Annotated in this window: 13 protein-coding genes and 4 tRNA genes; 11 read left to right on the forward strand and 6 right to left on the reverse strand. The window is 60.5% G+C overall.

All coding sequences use genetic code 11. From position 1 onward, the window contains the following. Window positions 1-95: 95 nt before the first annotated feature. A complete protein-coding gene (locus HFK74_RS17680) occupies window positions 96-1,118 on the reverse strand; it encodes an outer membrane protein assembly factor BamD (protein ID WP_180204562.1) in 1,023 nt (340 codons plus the stop codon). Window positions 1,119-1,269: 151 nt separating this feature from the next. On the opposite strand from HFK74_RS17680, the gene rluD reads away from it, so the two are divergent. From rluD to HFK74_RS17715, 7 genes are all read left to right on the forward strand, one after another. Next, window positions 1,270-2,232, forward strand: coding sequence for a 23S rRNA pseudouridine(1911/1915/1917) synthase RluD (gene rluD, locus HFK74_RS17685; protein WP_008058321.1), 963 nt, complete (start codon window positions 1,270-1,272; stop codon window positions 2,230-2,232). Continuing rightward, a complete protein-coding gene (pgeF, locus tag HFK74_RS17690; RefSeq protein WP_180204563.1) occupies window positions 2,229-2,954 on the forward strand; it encodes a peptidoglycan editing factor PgeF in 726 nt (241 codons plus the stop codon). Before rluD ends, pgeF begins: the two co-directional genes overlap by 4 nt. A gap of 130 nt (window positions 2,955-3,084) precedes the next feature. Then, window positions 3,085-5,649 carry an ATP-dependent chaperone ClpB gene (gene clpB, locus HFK74_RS17695; protein ID WP_008058323.1) on the forward strand — a complete coding sequence of 855 codons (2,565 nt, stop codon included), beginning with the start codon at window positions 3,085-3,087 and terminating at the stop codon, window positions 5,647-5,649. A 299-nt stretch (window positions 5,650-5,948) separates the two neighbouring features. Further along, window positions 5,949-6,024: transfer RNA gene (locus tag HFK74_RS17700), tRNA-Asn, on the forward strand. Window positions 6,025-6,033: 9 nt separating this feature from the next. Beyond that, window positions 6,034-6,110: transfer RNA gene (locus HFK74_RS17705), tRNA-Pro, on the forward strand. Window positions 6,111-6,115: 5 nt separating this feature from the next. Further along, window positions 6,116-6,191, forward strand: a tRNA-Lys gene (locus tag HFK74_RS17710). Window positions 6,192-6,286: 95 nt separating this feature from the next. Next, window positions 6,287-6,363: transfer RNA gene (locus HFK74_RS17715), tRNA-Pro, on the forward strand. 160 nt (window positions 6,364-6,523) lie between these two features. On the opposite strand, the gene HFK74_RS17720 is transcribed toward HFK74_RS17715, so the two are convergent. From HFK74_RS17720 to HFK74_RS17735, 4 genes are read right to left on the reverse strand one after another with little or no spacing between them, the layout of a single operon-like run. Continuing rightward, window positions 6,524-7,822, reverse strand: coding sequence for an NAD(P)/FAD-dependent oxidoreductase (locus tag HFK74_RS17720; protein WP_180204564.1), 1,299 nt, complete (start codon window positions 7,820-7,822; stop codon window positions 6,524-6,526). A gap of 60 nt (window positions 7,823-7,882) precedes the next feature. Next, a complete protein-coding gene (locus HFK74_RS17725; RefSeq protein WP_033866070.1) occupies window positions 7,883-8,056 on the reverse strand; it encodes a DUF3094 family protein in 174 nt (57 codons plus the stop codon). A 50-nt stretch (window positions 8,057-8,106) separates the two neighbouring features. Continuing rightward, window positions 8,107-8,634, reverse strand: coding sequence for an MOSC domain-containing protein (locus HFK74_RS17730; RefSeq protein ID WP_180204565.1), 528 nt, complete (start codon window positions 8,632-8,634; stop codon window positions 8,107-8,109). Beyond that, complete coding sequence (locus HFK74_RS17735; RefSeq protein ID WP_007970534.1) at window positions 8,631-9,257, reverse strand: DUF1780 domain-containing protein; 627 nt, start codon at window positions 9,255-9,257, stop codon at window positions 8,631-8,633. Before HFK74_RS17735 ends, HFK74_RS17730 begins: the two co-directional genes overlap by 4 nt. A gap of 231 nt (window positions 9,258-9,488) precedes the next feature. Between HFK74_RS17735 and HFK74_RS17740 the strand changes: the two genes are divergently transcribed. The 3 genes from HFK74_RS17740 to HFK74_RS17750 are packed head-to-tail and all read left to right on the forward strand — an operon-like array spanning window position 9,489 to window position 13,359. Continuing rightward, complete coding sequence (locus HFK74_RS17740; RefSeq protein WP_180204566.1) at window positions 9,489-10,856, forward strand: aromatic acid/H+ symport family MFS transporter; 1,368 nt, start codon at window positions 9,489-9,491, stop codon at window positions 10,854-10,856. Further along, window positions 10,853-12,073 carry a benzoate/H(+) symporter BenE family transporter gene (locus HFK74_RS17745; protein ID WP_180204567.1) on the forward strand — a complete coding sequence of 407 codons (1,221 nt, stop codon included), beginning with the start codon at window positions 10,853-10,855 and terminating at the stop codon, window positions 12,071-12,073. The genes HFK74_RS17740 and HFK74_RS17745 overlap by 4 nt, the downstream gene beginning before the upstream one ends. Before the next feature lie 17 nt (window positions 12,074-12,090). After that, window positions 12,091-13,359, forward strand: coding sequence for an OprD family porin (locus HFK74_RS17750; protein ID WP_180204568.1), 1,269 nt, complete (start codon window positions 12,091-12,093; stop codon window positions 13,357-13,359). A gap of 13 nt (window positions 13,360-13,372) precedes the next feature. On the opposite strand, the gene HFK74_RS17755 is transcribed toward HFK74_RS17750, so the two are convergent. Further along, window positions 13,373-13,615, reverse strand: coding sequence for a DUF2790 domain-containing protein (locus tag HFK74_RS17755; protein WP_180204569.1), 243 nt, complete (start codon window positions 13,613-13,615; stop codon window positions 13,373-13,375). 120 nt (window positions 13,616-13,735) lie between these two features. On the opposite strand from HFK74_RS17755, the gene HFK74_RS17760 reads away from it, so the two are divergent. Continuing rightward, window positions 13,736-14,668, forward strand: coding sequence for a LysR family transcriptional regulator (locus HFK74_RS17760; protein ID WP_180204570.1), 933 nt, complete (start codon window positions 13,736-13,738; stop codon window positions 14,666-14,668). Window positions 14,669-14,707: the final 39 nt, after the last annotated feature.

The raw sequence follows: 14,707 nt of genomic DNA on the forward strand, positions 1-14,707 counted from the left end.
GGACATGACGGGCGCACAGCGTATTCGCGCTGGATAAAAACGGCGCAATAAAAAAGGGAGACTCGAGAGTCTCCCTTCCTGTACCGCCGGTCGTATCAGTCGAATACGCCGAAGGTCATGTAGCTGAACCACGAGCGGTCTTCGTTGTTGCCCTCTGCCTCGTGGTTCTCTTCTTCGATCACGTCGCCGCTGCTGTCTTTAGGCTTGAGCTCGTTCGGAATCGCGTCCTTGGCGTCCTGGAATTGCTTCTGCACGTCCTGGTTGGCGCGGGTTTCTCCCGGTGGCAGCGGCGGACGGGATTCGATCAGGCCCAAGGTGGCCTTGCTCAGCCACGAACGGTTGTCGGCTTCGGCAACCGATGGCACGAACTGACCGTCCACCAGGCTTGGGTGGTTCGGGTAGTTGAGCTTCAGGGTTTCGAGGCTGGTGGCCGCCAGGTCGTCCAGGTGCAGGCGCTGGTAGGACTCGGTCATCACTGCCAGGCCGTCGCCGACAGCAGGGGTTTCCTGGAAGTTTTCCACCACGTAACGGCCACGGTTCGCGGCGGCCACGTAGGCCTGGCGGGTCAGGTAGTAGTCGGCCACGTGGATTTCGTAGGCTGCCAGCAGGTTGCGCAGGTAGATCATGCGCTGCTTGGCGTCCGGCGCGTAACGGCTGTTGGGGAAGCGGCTGGTCAGCTGGGCGAACTCGTTGTAGGAGTCGCGCGCGGCGCCCGGGTCACGCTTGGTCATGTCCAGCGGCAGGAAACGCGAGAGCAGGCCAACGTCCTGGTCGAAAGAAGTCAGGCCCTTGAGGTAGTAGGCGTAATCGACGTTCGGGTGCTGTGGGTGCAAGCGGATGAAGCGCTCGGCAGCCGCCTTGGCAGCTTCCGGTTCGGCGTTCTTATAGTTGGCGTAGATCAGTTCCAGTTGAGCCTGATCGGCATAACGGCCGAACGGATAGCGCGATTCCAGAGCCTTCAGCTTGGCAGTGGCGCTGGTGTAGCTATTATTGTCCAGATCGGCTTGAGCCTGTTGGTACAACTCGACTTCGCTCAGGTTTTCGTCTACGACTTCCTTCGAAGAGCAAGCAGCGGTCAATGCGAGGATGGCGATCAGCAGCAGGTGTTTCACTTGCATGGCGGCTTGCGTCCCTATGACGGCCGCTGTCTTGGGCGAGGCCGTCCTGTTATGATGAGCGCCCCGTTGAATAGCCTCGGGGCAAAAGACGCCGTATTTAACCACAAGCGCGCAGCCGAAACCAAAGGCTGTGCCGACGCCCAGTCCGAGCATGTCCGATAAAATTGAACTTCGCGCAGAGGTGCCGTCCGAATTGGGCGGCCAACGCCTCGATCAAGTCGCCGCACAACTATTCGCTGAGCACTCGCGCTCGCGCCTTTCCGCCTGGATCAAAGACGGCCGCCTGACTGTGGATGGGGCGGTTGTCCGCCCGCGAGACATCGTTCACGGTGGCGCCATTCTTGAACTCACTGCCGAGCAGGAAGCTCAGGGCGAATGGGTCGCTCAAGACATCGCCCTGGACATCGTCTATGAAGACGACGACATCCTGGTGATCAACAAGCCTGCGGGCCTGGTGGTCCACCCGGCTGCTGGCCACGCTGATGGCACCTTGCTCAACGCCTTGCTGCACCACGTGCCGGACATCATCAATGTGCCCCGCGCCGGGATCGTGCATCGCCTGGACAAGGACACCACCGGCCTGATGGTGGTGGCCAAGACCATCCAGGCGCAGACGCAGCTGGTGACACAGTTGCAGAGCCGCAGCGTTAGCCGGATCTACGAGTGCATCGTGATCGGCGTGGTGACGGCGGGCGGCAAGATCAACGCGCCCATCGGTCGTCATGGCCAACAACGCCAGCGCATGGCCGTGATGGAAGGTGGCAAGCAGGCCGTCAGCCATTACCGCGTGCTCGAGCGTTTCCGCTCCCACACCCACGTGCGGGTGAAGCTCGAAACCGGTCGTACGCACCAGATTCGCGTGCACATGGCGCACATCAACTTCCCGTTGGTCGGAGACCCTGCCTATGGCGGTCGTTTCCGGATTCCGCCGGCAGCCAACCCGACCATGGTCGAGTCGCTGAAGAACTTCCCGCGCCAGGCGCTGCATGCGCGGTTCCTGGAGCTGGATCACCCGACGACCGGTGTTCGCATGAGCTGGGAGTCGCCGCTGCCGGAAGATTTCGTCTGGTTGCTGACCCTGCTCAAGCAAGACCGCGAGGCGTTTGTTGGATGAGTGACTGGCTGATTCCTGACTGGCCCGCGCCGGCCGGGGTCAAAGCCTGTGTCACCACCCGTGCGGGCGGCGTCAGTGTGGCGCCGTTCGACAGCCTCAATCTTGGCGATCACGTTGACGACAGCCCTGAAGCTGTTGCCGAAAACCGCCGTCGCCTTACCGAATACTTCTCCATTCAGCCGGCCTGGCTGCAGCAGGTCCACGGCATTGTCGTGGCGGATGCGGACCCGAGCCGGGTGGTGACTGCCGATGCCAGCTGGACGGCGACCCCCGGCATCGCCTGCGCGGCAATGACCGCCGATTGCCTGCCCGCGCTGTTTTGCGACCGTGCCGGCACTCGCGTTGCAGCGGCCCATGCCGGTTGGCGCGGGTTGGCGGCGGGTGTGCTGGAAGCCACCCTCGACAGCCTGGCCGTGCCACCTGCCGATGTGATGGTCTGGCTTGGCCCGGCGATTGGCCCGCAAGCGTTTGAAGTCGGCCCGGAAGTGCGCGAAACCTTCGTCGAGCAACTGCCCGAAGCCGCCCAGGCATTCGTGCCAAGTCAAAACGCCGGCAAGTTCATGGCCGACATCTATACGCTGGCGCGTTTGCGCCTGGCTGCTCGTGGTGTAACGGCTGTCTACGGTGGCGGTTTCTGTACTGTGACCGATCCGCGCTTCTTCTCTTATCGCCGTGCGTCGCGCACTGGCCGCTTTGCCTCCCTGATCTGGCTTGAACGCTAGACTTGCCTGACCTGCATCAACGCCTCGACGCTTGAAACTCCCAGAATCGACCGCATCTAAGGTGGTATCTGGCAGGTTTCTTCATTCAGGATGTTTTATAGGTCCGGCCTGCTCAAAAGGAAGGTGACCCATGCGTATAGACCGTTTAACCAGCAAATTGCAGTTAGCGTTGTCCGATGCCCAATCCCTGGCCGTCGGTCTCGATCATCCGGCCATTGAACCGGCGCATTTGATGCAAGCCCTGCTCGAACAACAGGGCGGCTCGATCAAGCCCCTGCTGATGCAGGTGGGCTTCGACGTCAACAGCCTGCGTAAAGAGCTGACCAAAGAGCTCGACCAGCTGCCAAAAATCCAGAATCCGACCGGCGACGTGAATATGTCGCAGGATCTGGCGCGCCTGCTCAATCAGGCCGATCGCCTGGCCCAGCAGAAGGGCGACCAGTTCATTTCCAGTGAGCTGGTGCTGCTCGCCGCCATGGACGAGAACAGCAAGCTCGGCAAGCTGTTGCTCGGCCAGGGCGTGAGCAAGAAAGCCCTGGAAAACGCGATCAACAACCTGCGCGGTGGTGAGGCAGTCAATGACCCTAACCACGAGGAAGCGCGCCAGGCCCTGGACAAATACACCGTCGACCTGACCAAGCGTGCCGAAGACGGCAAGCTCGATCCGGTGATCGGCCGTGACGATGAAATTCGCCGCACGATCCAGGTGCTGCAACGTCGCACCAAGAACAACCCGGTGCTGATCGGTGAACCTGGCGTCGGTAAAACCGCCATCGCCGAAGGCCTGGCACAGCGCATCATTAATGGCGAAGTGCCCGATGGTCTCAAGGGCAAGCGCCTGCTGTCCCTGGACATGGGGGCATTGATTGCCGGTGCCAAGTATCGCGGCGAGTTCGAAGAGCGCCTCAAAGCCCTGCTCAATGAGCTGTCGAAGCAGGAAGGGCAGATCATTCTGTTCATCGACGAACTGCACACCATGGTCGGCGCCGGTAAAGGCGAGGGCTCGATGGATGCGGGCAATATGCTCAAGCCGGCCCTGGCCCGTGGTGAGCTGCATTGCGTTGGTGCGACCACGCTCAACGAGTACCGCCAATACATAGAGAAGGACGCCGCCCTGGAGCGACGCTTCCAGAAAGTGCTGGTGGACGAGCCGAGTGAAGAAGACACCATCGCCATCCTGCGTGGCCTGAAAGAGCGCTACGAGGTTCACCACAAGGTGGCGATCACCGATGGCGCGATCATTGCGGCGGCCAAGCTCAGCCATCGCTATATCACTGACCGGCAATTGCCGGACAAGGCCATCGACCTGATCGACGAGGCCGCCAGCCGTATCCGCATGGAGATCGACTCCAAACCGGAAGTGCTGGACCGCCTGGAGCGTCGCCTGATTCAGCTGAAGGTGGAATCCCAGGCGCTGAAGAAAGAAAGCGACGAAGCAGCAATCAAGCGTCTGGAAAAACTCCAGGAAGAAATCGCTCGCCTGGAGCGTGAGTACTCGGATCTCGAAGAAATCTGGAACTCGGAAAAAGCCGAGGTACAGGGTTCGGCGCAGATCCAGCAGAAGATCGAACAGTCTAGGCAGGAGCTGGAAAGCGCTCGCCGCAAAGGCGACCTGAGCCGCATGGCCGAGTTGCAGTACGGGGTGATCCCGGACCTGGAGCGCAGCCTGCAAATGGTCGACCAACATGGCAAGCCCGAAAACCAGTTGCTGCGCAGCAAGGTGACTGAAGAGGAAATCGCCGAAGTCGTGTCGAAATGGACCGGCATTCCCGTGTCGAAAATGCTCGAGGGTGAGCGCGAAAAACTGATGAAGATGGAAAGCCTGTTGCACCAGCGTGTGATCGGCCAGGATGAAGCGGTGGTGGCCGTTTCCAACGCGGTACGGCGCTCCCGCGCCGGGTTGTCCGACCCTAATCGCCCGAGCGGCTCGTTCATGTTCCTCGGCCCGACCGGTGTCGGTAAAACCGAACTGTGCAAGGCGCTGGCGGAATTCCTCTTCGATACTGAAGAGGCGATGGTGCGGATCGACATGTCCGAGTTCATGGAGAAACATTCCGTGGCTCGCCTGATCGGTGCGCCACCGGGCTACGTCGGTTATGAAGAGGGCGGTTACCTGACCGAGGCGGTGCGGCGCAAGCCTTACTCGGTGATCCTCATGGACGAAGTCGAGAAGGCGCACCCGGACGTGTTCAACGTTTTGCTCCAGGTGCTGGAAGATGGTCGCCTGACCGACAGCCATGGCCGTACGGTGGACTTCAAGAACACCGTGATCGTCATGACGTCCAACCTGGGCTCGGTGCAGATCCAGGAGCTGGTGGGGGATCGTGAGGGGCAGCGTGCAGCGGTGATGGATGCGATTTCCAGCCACTTCCGGCCGGAGTTCATCAACCGGGTCGATGAAGTGGTGATCTTCGAGCCTTTGGCGCGGGATCAGATCGCCGGTATCACCGAGATCCAGCTGGGTCGCCTGCGCAGTCGCCTGACCGAGCGAGAGCTGAAGCTGGAACTGAGCCCGGAGGCCATGGACAAGCTGATCGCGGTCGGTTACGACCCGGTGTACGGCGCACGGCCGCTCAAACGAGCGATCCAGCGCTGGATCGAGAACCCGCTGGCGCAGTTGATCCTTTCGGGTCGATTCATGCCGGGCGACACGGCCCATGGCGTGGTGGAGAACGACGAAATCGTCTTCGTCTGACCCCTAACGGCAGCAAAATCGAAAAGGCCTCGCATTGCGAGGCCTTTTTTTCATTCAGGCTGTTGAACTCTAAGGAAAAGGCTTGTAAAGTGCGCCCCGCAGTAAGTCACCCGCCAGGGTTTCTGCTCCAAGCGGAAATCTAAAATAAGTTGCAAATCATTAACTTGAATGCAAATTAGGGGGTTGACAGAGGTGCTGAAGATTGTAGAATAGCGCGCCTCAGACACACGAACGCAGCGATGCGAACGGGTCGAAGAGAACGCAGTAAAGCTACAAAGTTGTAAATTGAAATGTATAGTTCCGTGATAGCTCAGTCGGTAGAGCAAATGACTGTTAATCATTGGGTCCCAGGTTCGAGTCCTGGTCACGGAGCCAATTTCAAACCGGGGTATAGCGCAGTCCGGTAGCGCGCCTGCTTTGGGAGCAGGATGTCAGGAGTTCGAATCCCCTTACCCCGACCATTTTTGGGTCGTTAGCTCAGTTGGTAGAGCAGTTGGCTTTTAACCAATTGGTCGTAGGTTCGAATCCCACACGACCCACCATTTTTGAAACCAGTTAGCGCTGGAATCGAATCTTAAGATCAGACGCCAAAAGCTCTGTTCGCAGAAGGCGCCTTTCAAAGGTGCCTTTTTTTTACCGGGGTATAGCGCAGTCCGGTAGCGCGCCTGCTTTGGGAGCAGGATGTCAGGAGTTCGAATCCCCTTACCCCGACCATACTAAAAATCCTCGTATCGAAAGATACGGGGATTTTTTTTGTCCGGATTTTTTGTGTAGCCCATGTGAAGCTTCGCTGGCAAGCCAGCTCCTACAGGACCGCATCGGACTTGTAGGAGCTGGCTTGCCAGCGAAGAGGCCCTGGAAGGCGCTAAAGAACTTAGTGCAGCTTCAGGCGCGGCTCGGTCCCGCGTCCGATCTTGCTGCCCAGCATCAGCATCGCCGTGCGGAACGGCCCGTACAGCGCCATCTGGTGCATGCGGTACAGCGACACGTAGAACATCCGCGCCAGCCAGCCCTCCAGCATCACGCTACCGGTCAGGTTACCCATCAAGTTACCCACAGCCGAAAAACGCGACAGCGAGATCAGCGACCCGTAGTCGGTGTACTTGTACGTAGGCAGAGGCTTGCCTTCGATCCGCAGTTTCAGCGATTTGGCCAGCAACGAAGCTTGTTGATGCGCTGCCTGGGCGCGGGGCGGCACATTGCGATCAGTGCCCGGTTGCGGGCAAGCCGCACAGTCACCGAAGGCGAAAATGTTCTCGTCACGGGTGGTTTGCAGGGTCGGCAGCACCTGCAGTTGATTGATGCGGTTGGTTTCCAGGCCATCGATGTCCTTGAGGAACCCTGGCGCACGGATCCCGGCGGCCCAGACTTTCAGGCTGGCGTTGATCACCTTGCCATCCGCGGTGATCAGGCTGTCGGTCGTCACTTCGCTGACGGCGGCGTTGGTCATGACGTTGACCCCGAGTTTTTCCAGGGTCTTGTGCACCGGCCCGCCGATCCGTTCCGGCAGGGCGGGCAGCACGCGAGGCCCGGCTTCGATCAGGGTGATGTGCATGTTTTCCGGTTTGATCCGATCCAGGCCATAGGCCGCCAGTTCATGGGCGGCGTTATGCAGTTCGGCGGCCAGTTCGACCCCGGTGGCACCGGCACCGACGATGGCGACGCTGATCTGCTCGACCTTGTCGGTCTGCCCCGCATGAGCGCGCAGGTAGTGGTTGAGCAATTGCTGATGGAAGCGCTCGGCCTGCTTGCGGGTATCCAGGAACAGGCAGTGCTGCGCCGCGCCCAGGGTGCCGAAATCGTTGGTGGTGCTGCCGACGGAGATCACCAGTGAGTCGTAAGGCACTTCCCGGGCGGGCACCAGTTCCAGCCCGGCTTCATCGTAGGTGGCGGCCAGCTGGATTTTTTTATTGGCGCGATCAAGCCCGCTCATGCGCCCCAGCTGGAACTGGAAGTGGTTCCATTTTGCCTGGGCCACATAGTTGAGTTCGTCTTCGGATGAGTTCAGCGACCCGGCCGCGACTTCGTGCAACAGCGGTTTCCAGATGTGGGTCAGGTTCGCGTCGACCAGCATCACGCTGGCCGTGCCGCGCTTGCCCAGAGTCTTACCCAGACGGGTAGCCAACTCCAGACCGCCGGCGCCGCCGCCGACAATTACAATACGATGGGACATGGGGATAACTCACAAGGCTAAAGAAAATCGGTGTGGTTACCCAAGCGAGCGCCAGGCAGCTCATAGCGTCAGGTAACTGATAAGTCGGCTCAGCAGGCCCAGACCAATGGTCACTGCCAATACCAGCACCAGGAGCATCCACGGCCGGAAAGGCCGGCGCTCGACTCGGTGTTGGGACAGTTGCAGATAGGCTTCGACATGCTTTTGGTCTTCGGGGTTCAGGCGGCTGGTCATAAAGGCCTCGTCAGTAGACGTTGCTGAAGGTGAAGAAGCTACAGGCAGACTCAACGAACGTTGAACGGAGCATAGCCGCTGTCCGGAATGGGCTCGACGCTCACCTTGTCGTCCAGTCGAATGATCCCACTTTGTAACACCCGGGCGGTGATTCCGCCATGTCCGCGCACAGCCTGAAAGGTCCCGGGGCCCAGGTTGTGTTGCAGGCGTGCGCAGGGCTGGCACCAGCCGGTGGTTTCGAAAATCGCCTGGCCGATGCGGAAGCGCCGGCCCTTGAGGCTGAACAGGTTGATGCCACTGATAACGAGATTGCGCCGCAGATCTCCGGGCTTGACCGGTTGATCGTCCGGGCGGCCCATGAGCGAGCTGATCACCGCCAGATGCTCCCACTGGATCAACGTCACCTGCCGCGCATTGCGTACCCCGGGGCGGGCGCGATCACCGGTCAAGCCGGCCTCCAGTCGCGCTTCCACGGCATCCAGTTCGATCATCGGTACATGACGTTCCGGACGCACGCCGATCCAGCGTACGCGGCCGATCTGCGGCACTTCGGCAATCAGTTCCTGCAATGGGCTCACAAGCTGATCCCGACGTCGAACACGATGCTGCGGCCCAGGTTGCTGCGCAGGAAATCCGGCGCATCGGGATGTGCGAACAACACGCGGGCGAAGGTCGGACCCACCAGCGACAACGAGCGCCAGCCCTGGCGCAGGTATTCGGTGGGCGGCGGGAAATGACTGTTGAGGTCCAGCACTTCGCGCTTGAGGCTGGCGAAGGCAATGATGTCCAGCTCGCCCAGGTCCATGCCGCGTTCTTTGTAGTTGTGCGCTTTTTTGCGCAAGGTCGGCGCCAGCCGCAGCAGGAACTCGTTGGCCGGTATGCGCCGGGGCTTGGCCTCGCGCCTTACCAGCTGGCTCAGGGAGAACGCGCTGCGCCGCCGTTGCAGTTCGTCGCGCCATTCATCATTGAGGCGTCGGCCCTCGTCGAGGACGAAGAACACCTCGAAACTGGCGTCGCGAAACAACACGTCCGGCGGCTCCCCGGCCGGGGCGAATTCGTCGGCGCGGTAGGGAATGTTCAGGCCTTGCAGCAGGCGCTGGCAGACCCAACGCTCTCGCTCCCATTTGCGGGCATTGGACAGGAACGCGTTGGCTTGCTCGGCCGCAATGGTCAGCAGGCGTAAGTAATCTGAGTCATCCATAGGCCCAAGCTTAGCGCTCAAATCTGATCGCAAAGAAAACAGTTTGTCGCACGGGGGCAAATACCGCTGCGAAATTCCCGCCTGCAACACCTCATTACGCCTCTGCACAAAACGGATAGCGATCTGCGTGATGCGGATATTGACCTGCGCCAGAGGCCTCTAGCATCGGCTGTACGGACGTAAGCCGTATTCCCGATGCTCTTAAAAGAAAAACAACAAGAGATGAACGCCATGCGCAAAATCGACGTACACGAGGTTATCGACAAGGCTCGCTTCAACCGCTTTCACTGGATGGTGCTGTTCTGGTGTGCCCTGATCATCATCTTCGACGGTTACGATCTGGTGATCTACGGCGTGGTTCTGCCGATGTTGATGAAGGAGTGGGGGCTCAGTCCCCTGCAAGCGGGTGCACTGGGCAGTTATGCATTGTTTGGCATGATGTTCGGCGCACTGTTCTTCGGCCCGCTGTCGGACAGGATCGGCCGCAAGAAAGCCATCACGATCTGCGTGATCCTTTTCAGCGGTTTCACCGTGCTTAACGGGTTTGCCCGAAACCCCACGGAGTTTGGTATCTGCCGCTTCATTGCCGGCCTGGGCATTGGTGGCGTGATGCCCAATGTCGTGGCGTTGATGAACGAATACGCGCCGAAAAAGATCCGCAGCACCCTGGTGGCGATCATGTTCAGCGGCTACTCGGTGGGCGGCATGCTGTCCGCCGGGCTGGGCATCGTGCTGATCCCAAGCTTCGGCTGGCAGTCGGTGTTCTACGTGGCAATCCTGCCGTTGCTGCTGTTGCCGCTGATCATGTATTTCCTGCCCGAGTCGGTGGGGTTCATGCTGCGCCAGGGGCGCAATGACGAAGCTCGCAAGATTCTCCAGCGGATCGACCCGGCCTACGTCGCGCAATCCGATGACCAGTTGCACATGATTGAAGTGAAGGGCACGGGCACCCCGGTGTTGCAGTTGTTCCGCGAGGGCCGTGCGCTGCGCACGCTGATGCTGTGGCTGGCGTTTTTCTGCTGCCTGCTGATGGTCTACGCCTTGAGTTCCTGGCTGCCGAAACTGATGGCCAACGCCGGTTACAGCCTGGGTTCGAGCCTGTCGTTCCTGCTGGTGCTGAATTTCGGTGCGATCTTCGGTGCAGTCGGCGGCGGCGTACTGGGTGACAAGCTCAACCTGCCGCGCGTGCTGTCGGTGTTCTTCGCCATGGCGGCAGTGTCGATCACCCTGTTGGGCTTCAACAGCCCGATGCCGGTGCTGTACCTGCTGATCGCCATCGCTGGCGCCACCACCATCGGCTCGCAGATTCTGCTGTACGCCTGCGCCGCGCAGTTCTACTCCATGAACATTCGATCCACCGGTCTTGGCTGGGCTTCGGGCATCGGGCGCAATGGTGCGATCGTCGGGCCATTGCTGGGTGGTGCCTTGCTCGGGATCAGCCTGCCGCTGCAACTGAATTTCATGGCGTTTGCCTTGCCTGGTGCGATTGCCGCCATCGCCATGACGGTGTTCGCCATCAGCAGTCGGCGCAGTGCCCGACAATCACTAGCAGGCGCGCAACAGGGTGCGTCTGGCGGAGCTGTCGGCGAGGCTTCATGAAGACCTTGATGCGCGACTTTTCCCTGTCGGCGGCCGTCGCCGGATTCATCGCCACGGTGATTTCCTACGCAGGTCCCCTGGTAATCATTTTCCAGGCCGCCGAGGCTGCACACCTGTCACGAGAAGTGCTGTCATCGTGGGTCTGGGCGATTTCCATCGGCAGCGCCGTGCTCGGCATCGGCCTGAGTTTGCGCTACCGCGTGCCGGTGATCATCGCGTGGTCGGCGCCCGGTTCGGCGTTGCTGGTGGCGTTGTTGCCAGGGATCTCCCTGCCGGAAGCGGTGGGTGCCTATCTGGTCAGCAGCCTGATCATTTTCCTGGTCGGGGTGTCGGGGGCGTTTGACCGGATCATCGGCAAGCTGCCGGCAGCGGTGGCGGCGGCGATGCTGGGAGGGATTCTGTTCAGCTTCGGCACCGGGCTGTTCGTCTCGTTGCAGGGCAAGCCGTTGCTGGTGCTGGCGATGTTTGCCACGTACCTGGTCTGCAAACGGCTGATGCCGCGTTATGCAGTACTGATGGTGCTGCTGGTGGGCTGCTCGATGGCGTTGCTCGCCGGTGATCTGCATCGCGAGGCGCTGGTCATCGGTTTGGCCACGCCGGTGTGGATCACCCCGGCGTTCAGCCTCAGCGCAACGCTGAACATCGCCTTGCCACTGGTGATGGTGGCGCTCACCGGCCAATTCGTTCCTGGCATGGCAGTGTTGCGCGCCAGCGGCTACGCCACGCCATCGGGCCCGATCATCGCCAGCAGCGCTTTGGGCACGGCCCTGTTGGCGCCGTTCGGTTGCCACGGGCTGAACCTGGCGGCGATTACCGCGGCCATTTGCACCGGCCGAGAGGCCCATGAAGACCCCGGCAAGCGTTATGTGGCCGGGGTGGTGGGTGGCCTGTGCTACCTGGTGCTGGGGATCTTCGGCGCCACCCTGGTCTCTCTGTTTACCGCATTCCCCAAGGAGCTGATCGCGGCCCTCGCCGGGTTGGCGCTGTTCGCTGCGATTGCCGGAGCACTGGCGGGCGCGATGGCGGTGCCAAGCGATCGCGAAGCCGCGCTGGTGACCTTTCTCACCACCGCCTCGGGCATGTCGCTGTTTGGGTTGTCCGCGGCTTTTTGGGGACTGATTTTCGGCATGGTCACCCATTTGATGTTGAGCAGCCGTCGCTCCACCCCAAGCCGCGAAAGCGCTGCGGCCAAGGCACTTCTACCTGTCGATCAATAAAAATAAGAGAAAAAACGATGAAACAGATTCTTCCAACAACCGGTTCAGTGTTGTCCATGGCTGTCGTCTCGGGTTTCTCCACCGGCGCGATGGCCGCCGAGGGCGGTTTCATCGAAGACACCACAGCCACCTTGCAGGCACGCAATTACTACTTCAGCCGCGACTATTCCGACATCGTCGGGGCCAATCAGCAATCGAAGGCCGAAGAGTGGGCGCAGGGATTCATCCTCAACGTCAAATCGGGTTATACCCAGGGCACCGTCGGGTTCGGCGTGGATGTTATCGGCCTGCTCGGGCTCAAGCTCGACAGCAGCCCGGATCGGGTCAATACCGGTTTGCTGCCGGTGCAGGATGACGGGCGTGCGGCGAACGATTACAGCCGTCTGGAGGGCGCCTTGAAGATGCGCTACTCCAAAACCGAACTGAAAGTGGGGGAGTTGCAACCCAACCTGCCGGTGCTGGTGTTCAGCGATATCCGACTGCTACCGCCCAGCTATCAGGGTGCAAGCATCAGCTCCAGCGAGATCAATGGCCTGACGCTGCAGGGCGGGCATTTGAATTCCACCAGCCTGCGCAACGAGGCCGGCGATGAAAAAATGCAGGCCATGCTCGGTCACGTACCGCAACGTCAGGTCAGCAGTGACGGCTTCAATTTTGCCGGGGCCGATTACGTCTTGAACGATAAACGCAGCTCGGTCAGCGCCTGGTACGGGCAACTGGAAGACATCTACAACCAGCGCTTCCTGGGGCTCAAGCACAGCCAGCCGATGGGTGACTGGGTATTGGGGGCCAACCTCGGCTACTTCGATTCGCGCGAGGACGGCAAAAAACTGCTGGGTAACATCGACAACCAGGCGTTCTTTTCGCTGCTGTCGGCCAAGCGTGGCGGTCACACATTTTATCTCGGCTATCAGGGCATGTTCGGCGACAGTGCCTTCCCGCGGGTGTTTGCCAACATCTCACCGCTTGGCAACGAAGTGCCGACCTATGAGTTCGCCTTCACCGATGAACGCTCCTGGCAGGCACGTTACGACTATGACTTTGCGGCCCTGGGAGTACCGGGGTTGACCAGCACTGTGCGCTACATCAGCGGCAACAATGTCGATACCGGCAAGGGGTATGAGGGCAAGGACCGTGAGCGTGACCTGGATATCGGCTATGTGCTGCAGAGCGGCAGCCTCAAAGGCCTCGGTATCCGTGTGCGCAATGCGATGGCGCGGTCCAACTACCGCAGTGATATCGATGAAAACCGGCTGATCCTGAGTTACACCTGGACGCTGCTCTGAGTGCCAGGGCGGATCACAGGCTGCTGGTGCAATCACCGATGACGTTGTAGGTCACGCGGCGGGTCTGGCCCTGATGGTCGACATAGACCATGGTCGCTGGTACAACGCCGCACGCGGTGGCGGTGTTCGACACGGAAACCACCTTGGCGATGTCCAGCGGCTGGGCCGGGTTGTACAGGACCGCGAGGGGCTCGTTTTCAGCGGCCATGGCCGAGGTGGCGACGAGGGTCAGAAACAGGCTGATCAAGGTTTTCATTATGGCGAGCTCCATGTGGATTCGATGGGTAAAGTCTAGTCTTTGCCACCGCTGGATAAAGGGGCGAACGCCTGATAAAGCCTTACATGAAACGTAACAGTCAGCGGCCGAGGGAGGCTTATGGATTTGCTTAACAACTTGCGCGTGTTCGTCCGTGTCGTGGACTGCGCAAGTTTCACCGCCGCCGCCGACGCGCTGCAATTGTCCACCGCGCAAGTCTCGCGCCTGGTCGCGGACCTGGAGCAGCATGTGCAAGCCCGCCTGCTGCAGCGCACCACGCGGCGCTTGAGCCTGACCGAGGCCGGTGAACGATTCCTGCTGCGCAGTCGGCTGATACTCGACGAGATGGAGGAGGCGACCGCGGAGGCTCGCGGTGCGCATCTCAAGCCAAGTGGACGGTTGCGGGTGCACAGCATGAACGGCATGGGGGTGCTGATCACGCCGTTGATTGCCCGCTACAGCGAGCTTTATCCCGATGTGGTGATTGAGCTGACCCTGTCGCAGCGCAATCCCGATCCGCTTGAGGAAGGCCACGACGTGGTGATCTCGACGGCCCAGGAACTGGCCGATTCGCAATTGGTCGCCCAGGTCGTCGGGCAGTTTTACAGCGTGCCCTGTGCTTCCCCGCAATACCTGCAACGCCGGGGTGTGCCGGACCATCCGCGGGCGCTGGACGATCATCAGTGCTTGCGCATGCTCGACCCCTTGTACAGCGATCAGTGGCTGTTTCAGGACGAGGAGGGCGAGCACGCGGTCAGCCCGTCCAGGACTTTTCAGTGCAATGTCGCCGAGTCGATGGTCAAGGCGTCGGAGGCCGGCATGGGCATCAGCCTGATTCCGTTCTACACCGCCACGCGTTCCTTGAGCGACGGCACCTTGATGCGTTTGCTACCGGACTATCGGCCTCGTCAGCGTAATGTGTATGCGCTGTATCCGTCGCGGCGCTTTCTCGATGCCAAGGTCCGCACCTGGGTAGATTTTCTCAAGACCGAACTGCCCAGGTTGTTCGCCGAGCATGAAGCGGTGATCAACGATCCCCGGCATTGGGCTTGAAGTCGAGGGGCCAGCAGCGGGCGGTGTAGACTGAAGGCC

It is taken from the genome of Pseudomonas sp. SbOxS1 (assembly GCF_013416725.1).
Taxonomy (GTDB): Bacteria; Pseudomonadota; Gammaproteobacteria; order Pseudomonadales; family Pseudomonadaceae; genus Aquipseudomonas.

Coding starts and splice junctions, on each gene's coding strand:
- clpB (WP_008058323.1), top strand. CDS start 3,085: ATGCGTATAGACCGTTTAACCAGCAAATTGCAGTTAGCGTTGTCCGAT.
- HFK74_RS17745 (WP_180204567.1), top strand. CDS start 10,853: ATGAAGACCTTGATGCGCGACTTTTCCCTGTCGGCGGCCGTCGCCGGA.
- HFK74_RS17750 (WP_180204568.1), top strand. CDS start 12,091: ATGAAACAGATTCTTCCAACAACCGGTTCAGTGTTGTCCATGGCTGTC.
- rluD (WP_008058321.1), top strand. CDS start 1,270: ATGTCCGATAAAATTGAACTTCGCGCAGAGGTGCCGTCCGAATTGGGC.
- HFK74_RS17680 (WP_180204562.1), bottom strand. CDS start 1,118: ATGCAAGTGAAACACCTGCTGCTGATCGCCATCCTCGCATTGACCGCT.
- HFK74_RS17740 (WP_180204566.1), top strand. CDS start 9,489: ATGCGCAAAATCGACGTACACGAGGTTATCGACAAGGCTCGCTTCAAC.
- HFK74_RS17735 (WP_007970534.1), bottom strand. CDS start 9,257: ATGGATGACTCAGATTACTTACGCCTGCTGACCATTGCGGCCGAGCAA.
- HFK74_RS17760 (WP_180204570.1), top strand. CDS start 13,736: ATGGATTTGCTTAACAACTTGCGCGTGTTCGTCCGTGTCGTGGACTGC.
- HFK74_RS17755 (WP_180204569.1), bottom strand. CDS start 13,615: ATGAAAACCTTGATCAGCCTGTTTCTGACCCTCGTCGCCACCTCGGCC.
- HFK74_RS17720 (WP_180204564.1), bottom strand. CDS start 7,822: ATGTCCCATCGTATTGTAATTGTCGGCGGCGGCGCCGGCGGTCTGGAG.
- HFK74_RS17725 (WP_033866070.1), bottom strand. CDS start 8,056: ATGACCAGCCGCCTGAACCCCGAAGACCAAAAGCATGTCGAAGCCTAT.
- pgeF (WP_180204563.1), top strand. CDS start 2,229: ATGAGTGACTGGCTGATTCCTGACTGGCCCGCGCCGGCCGGGGTCAAA.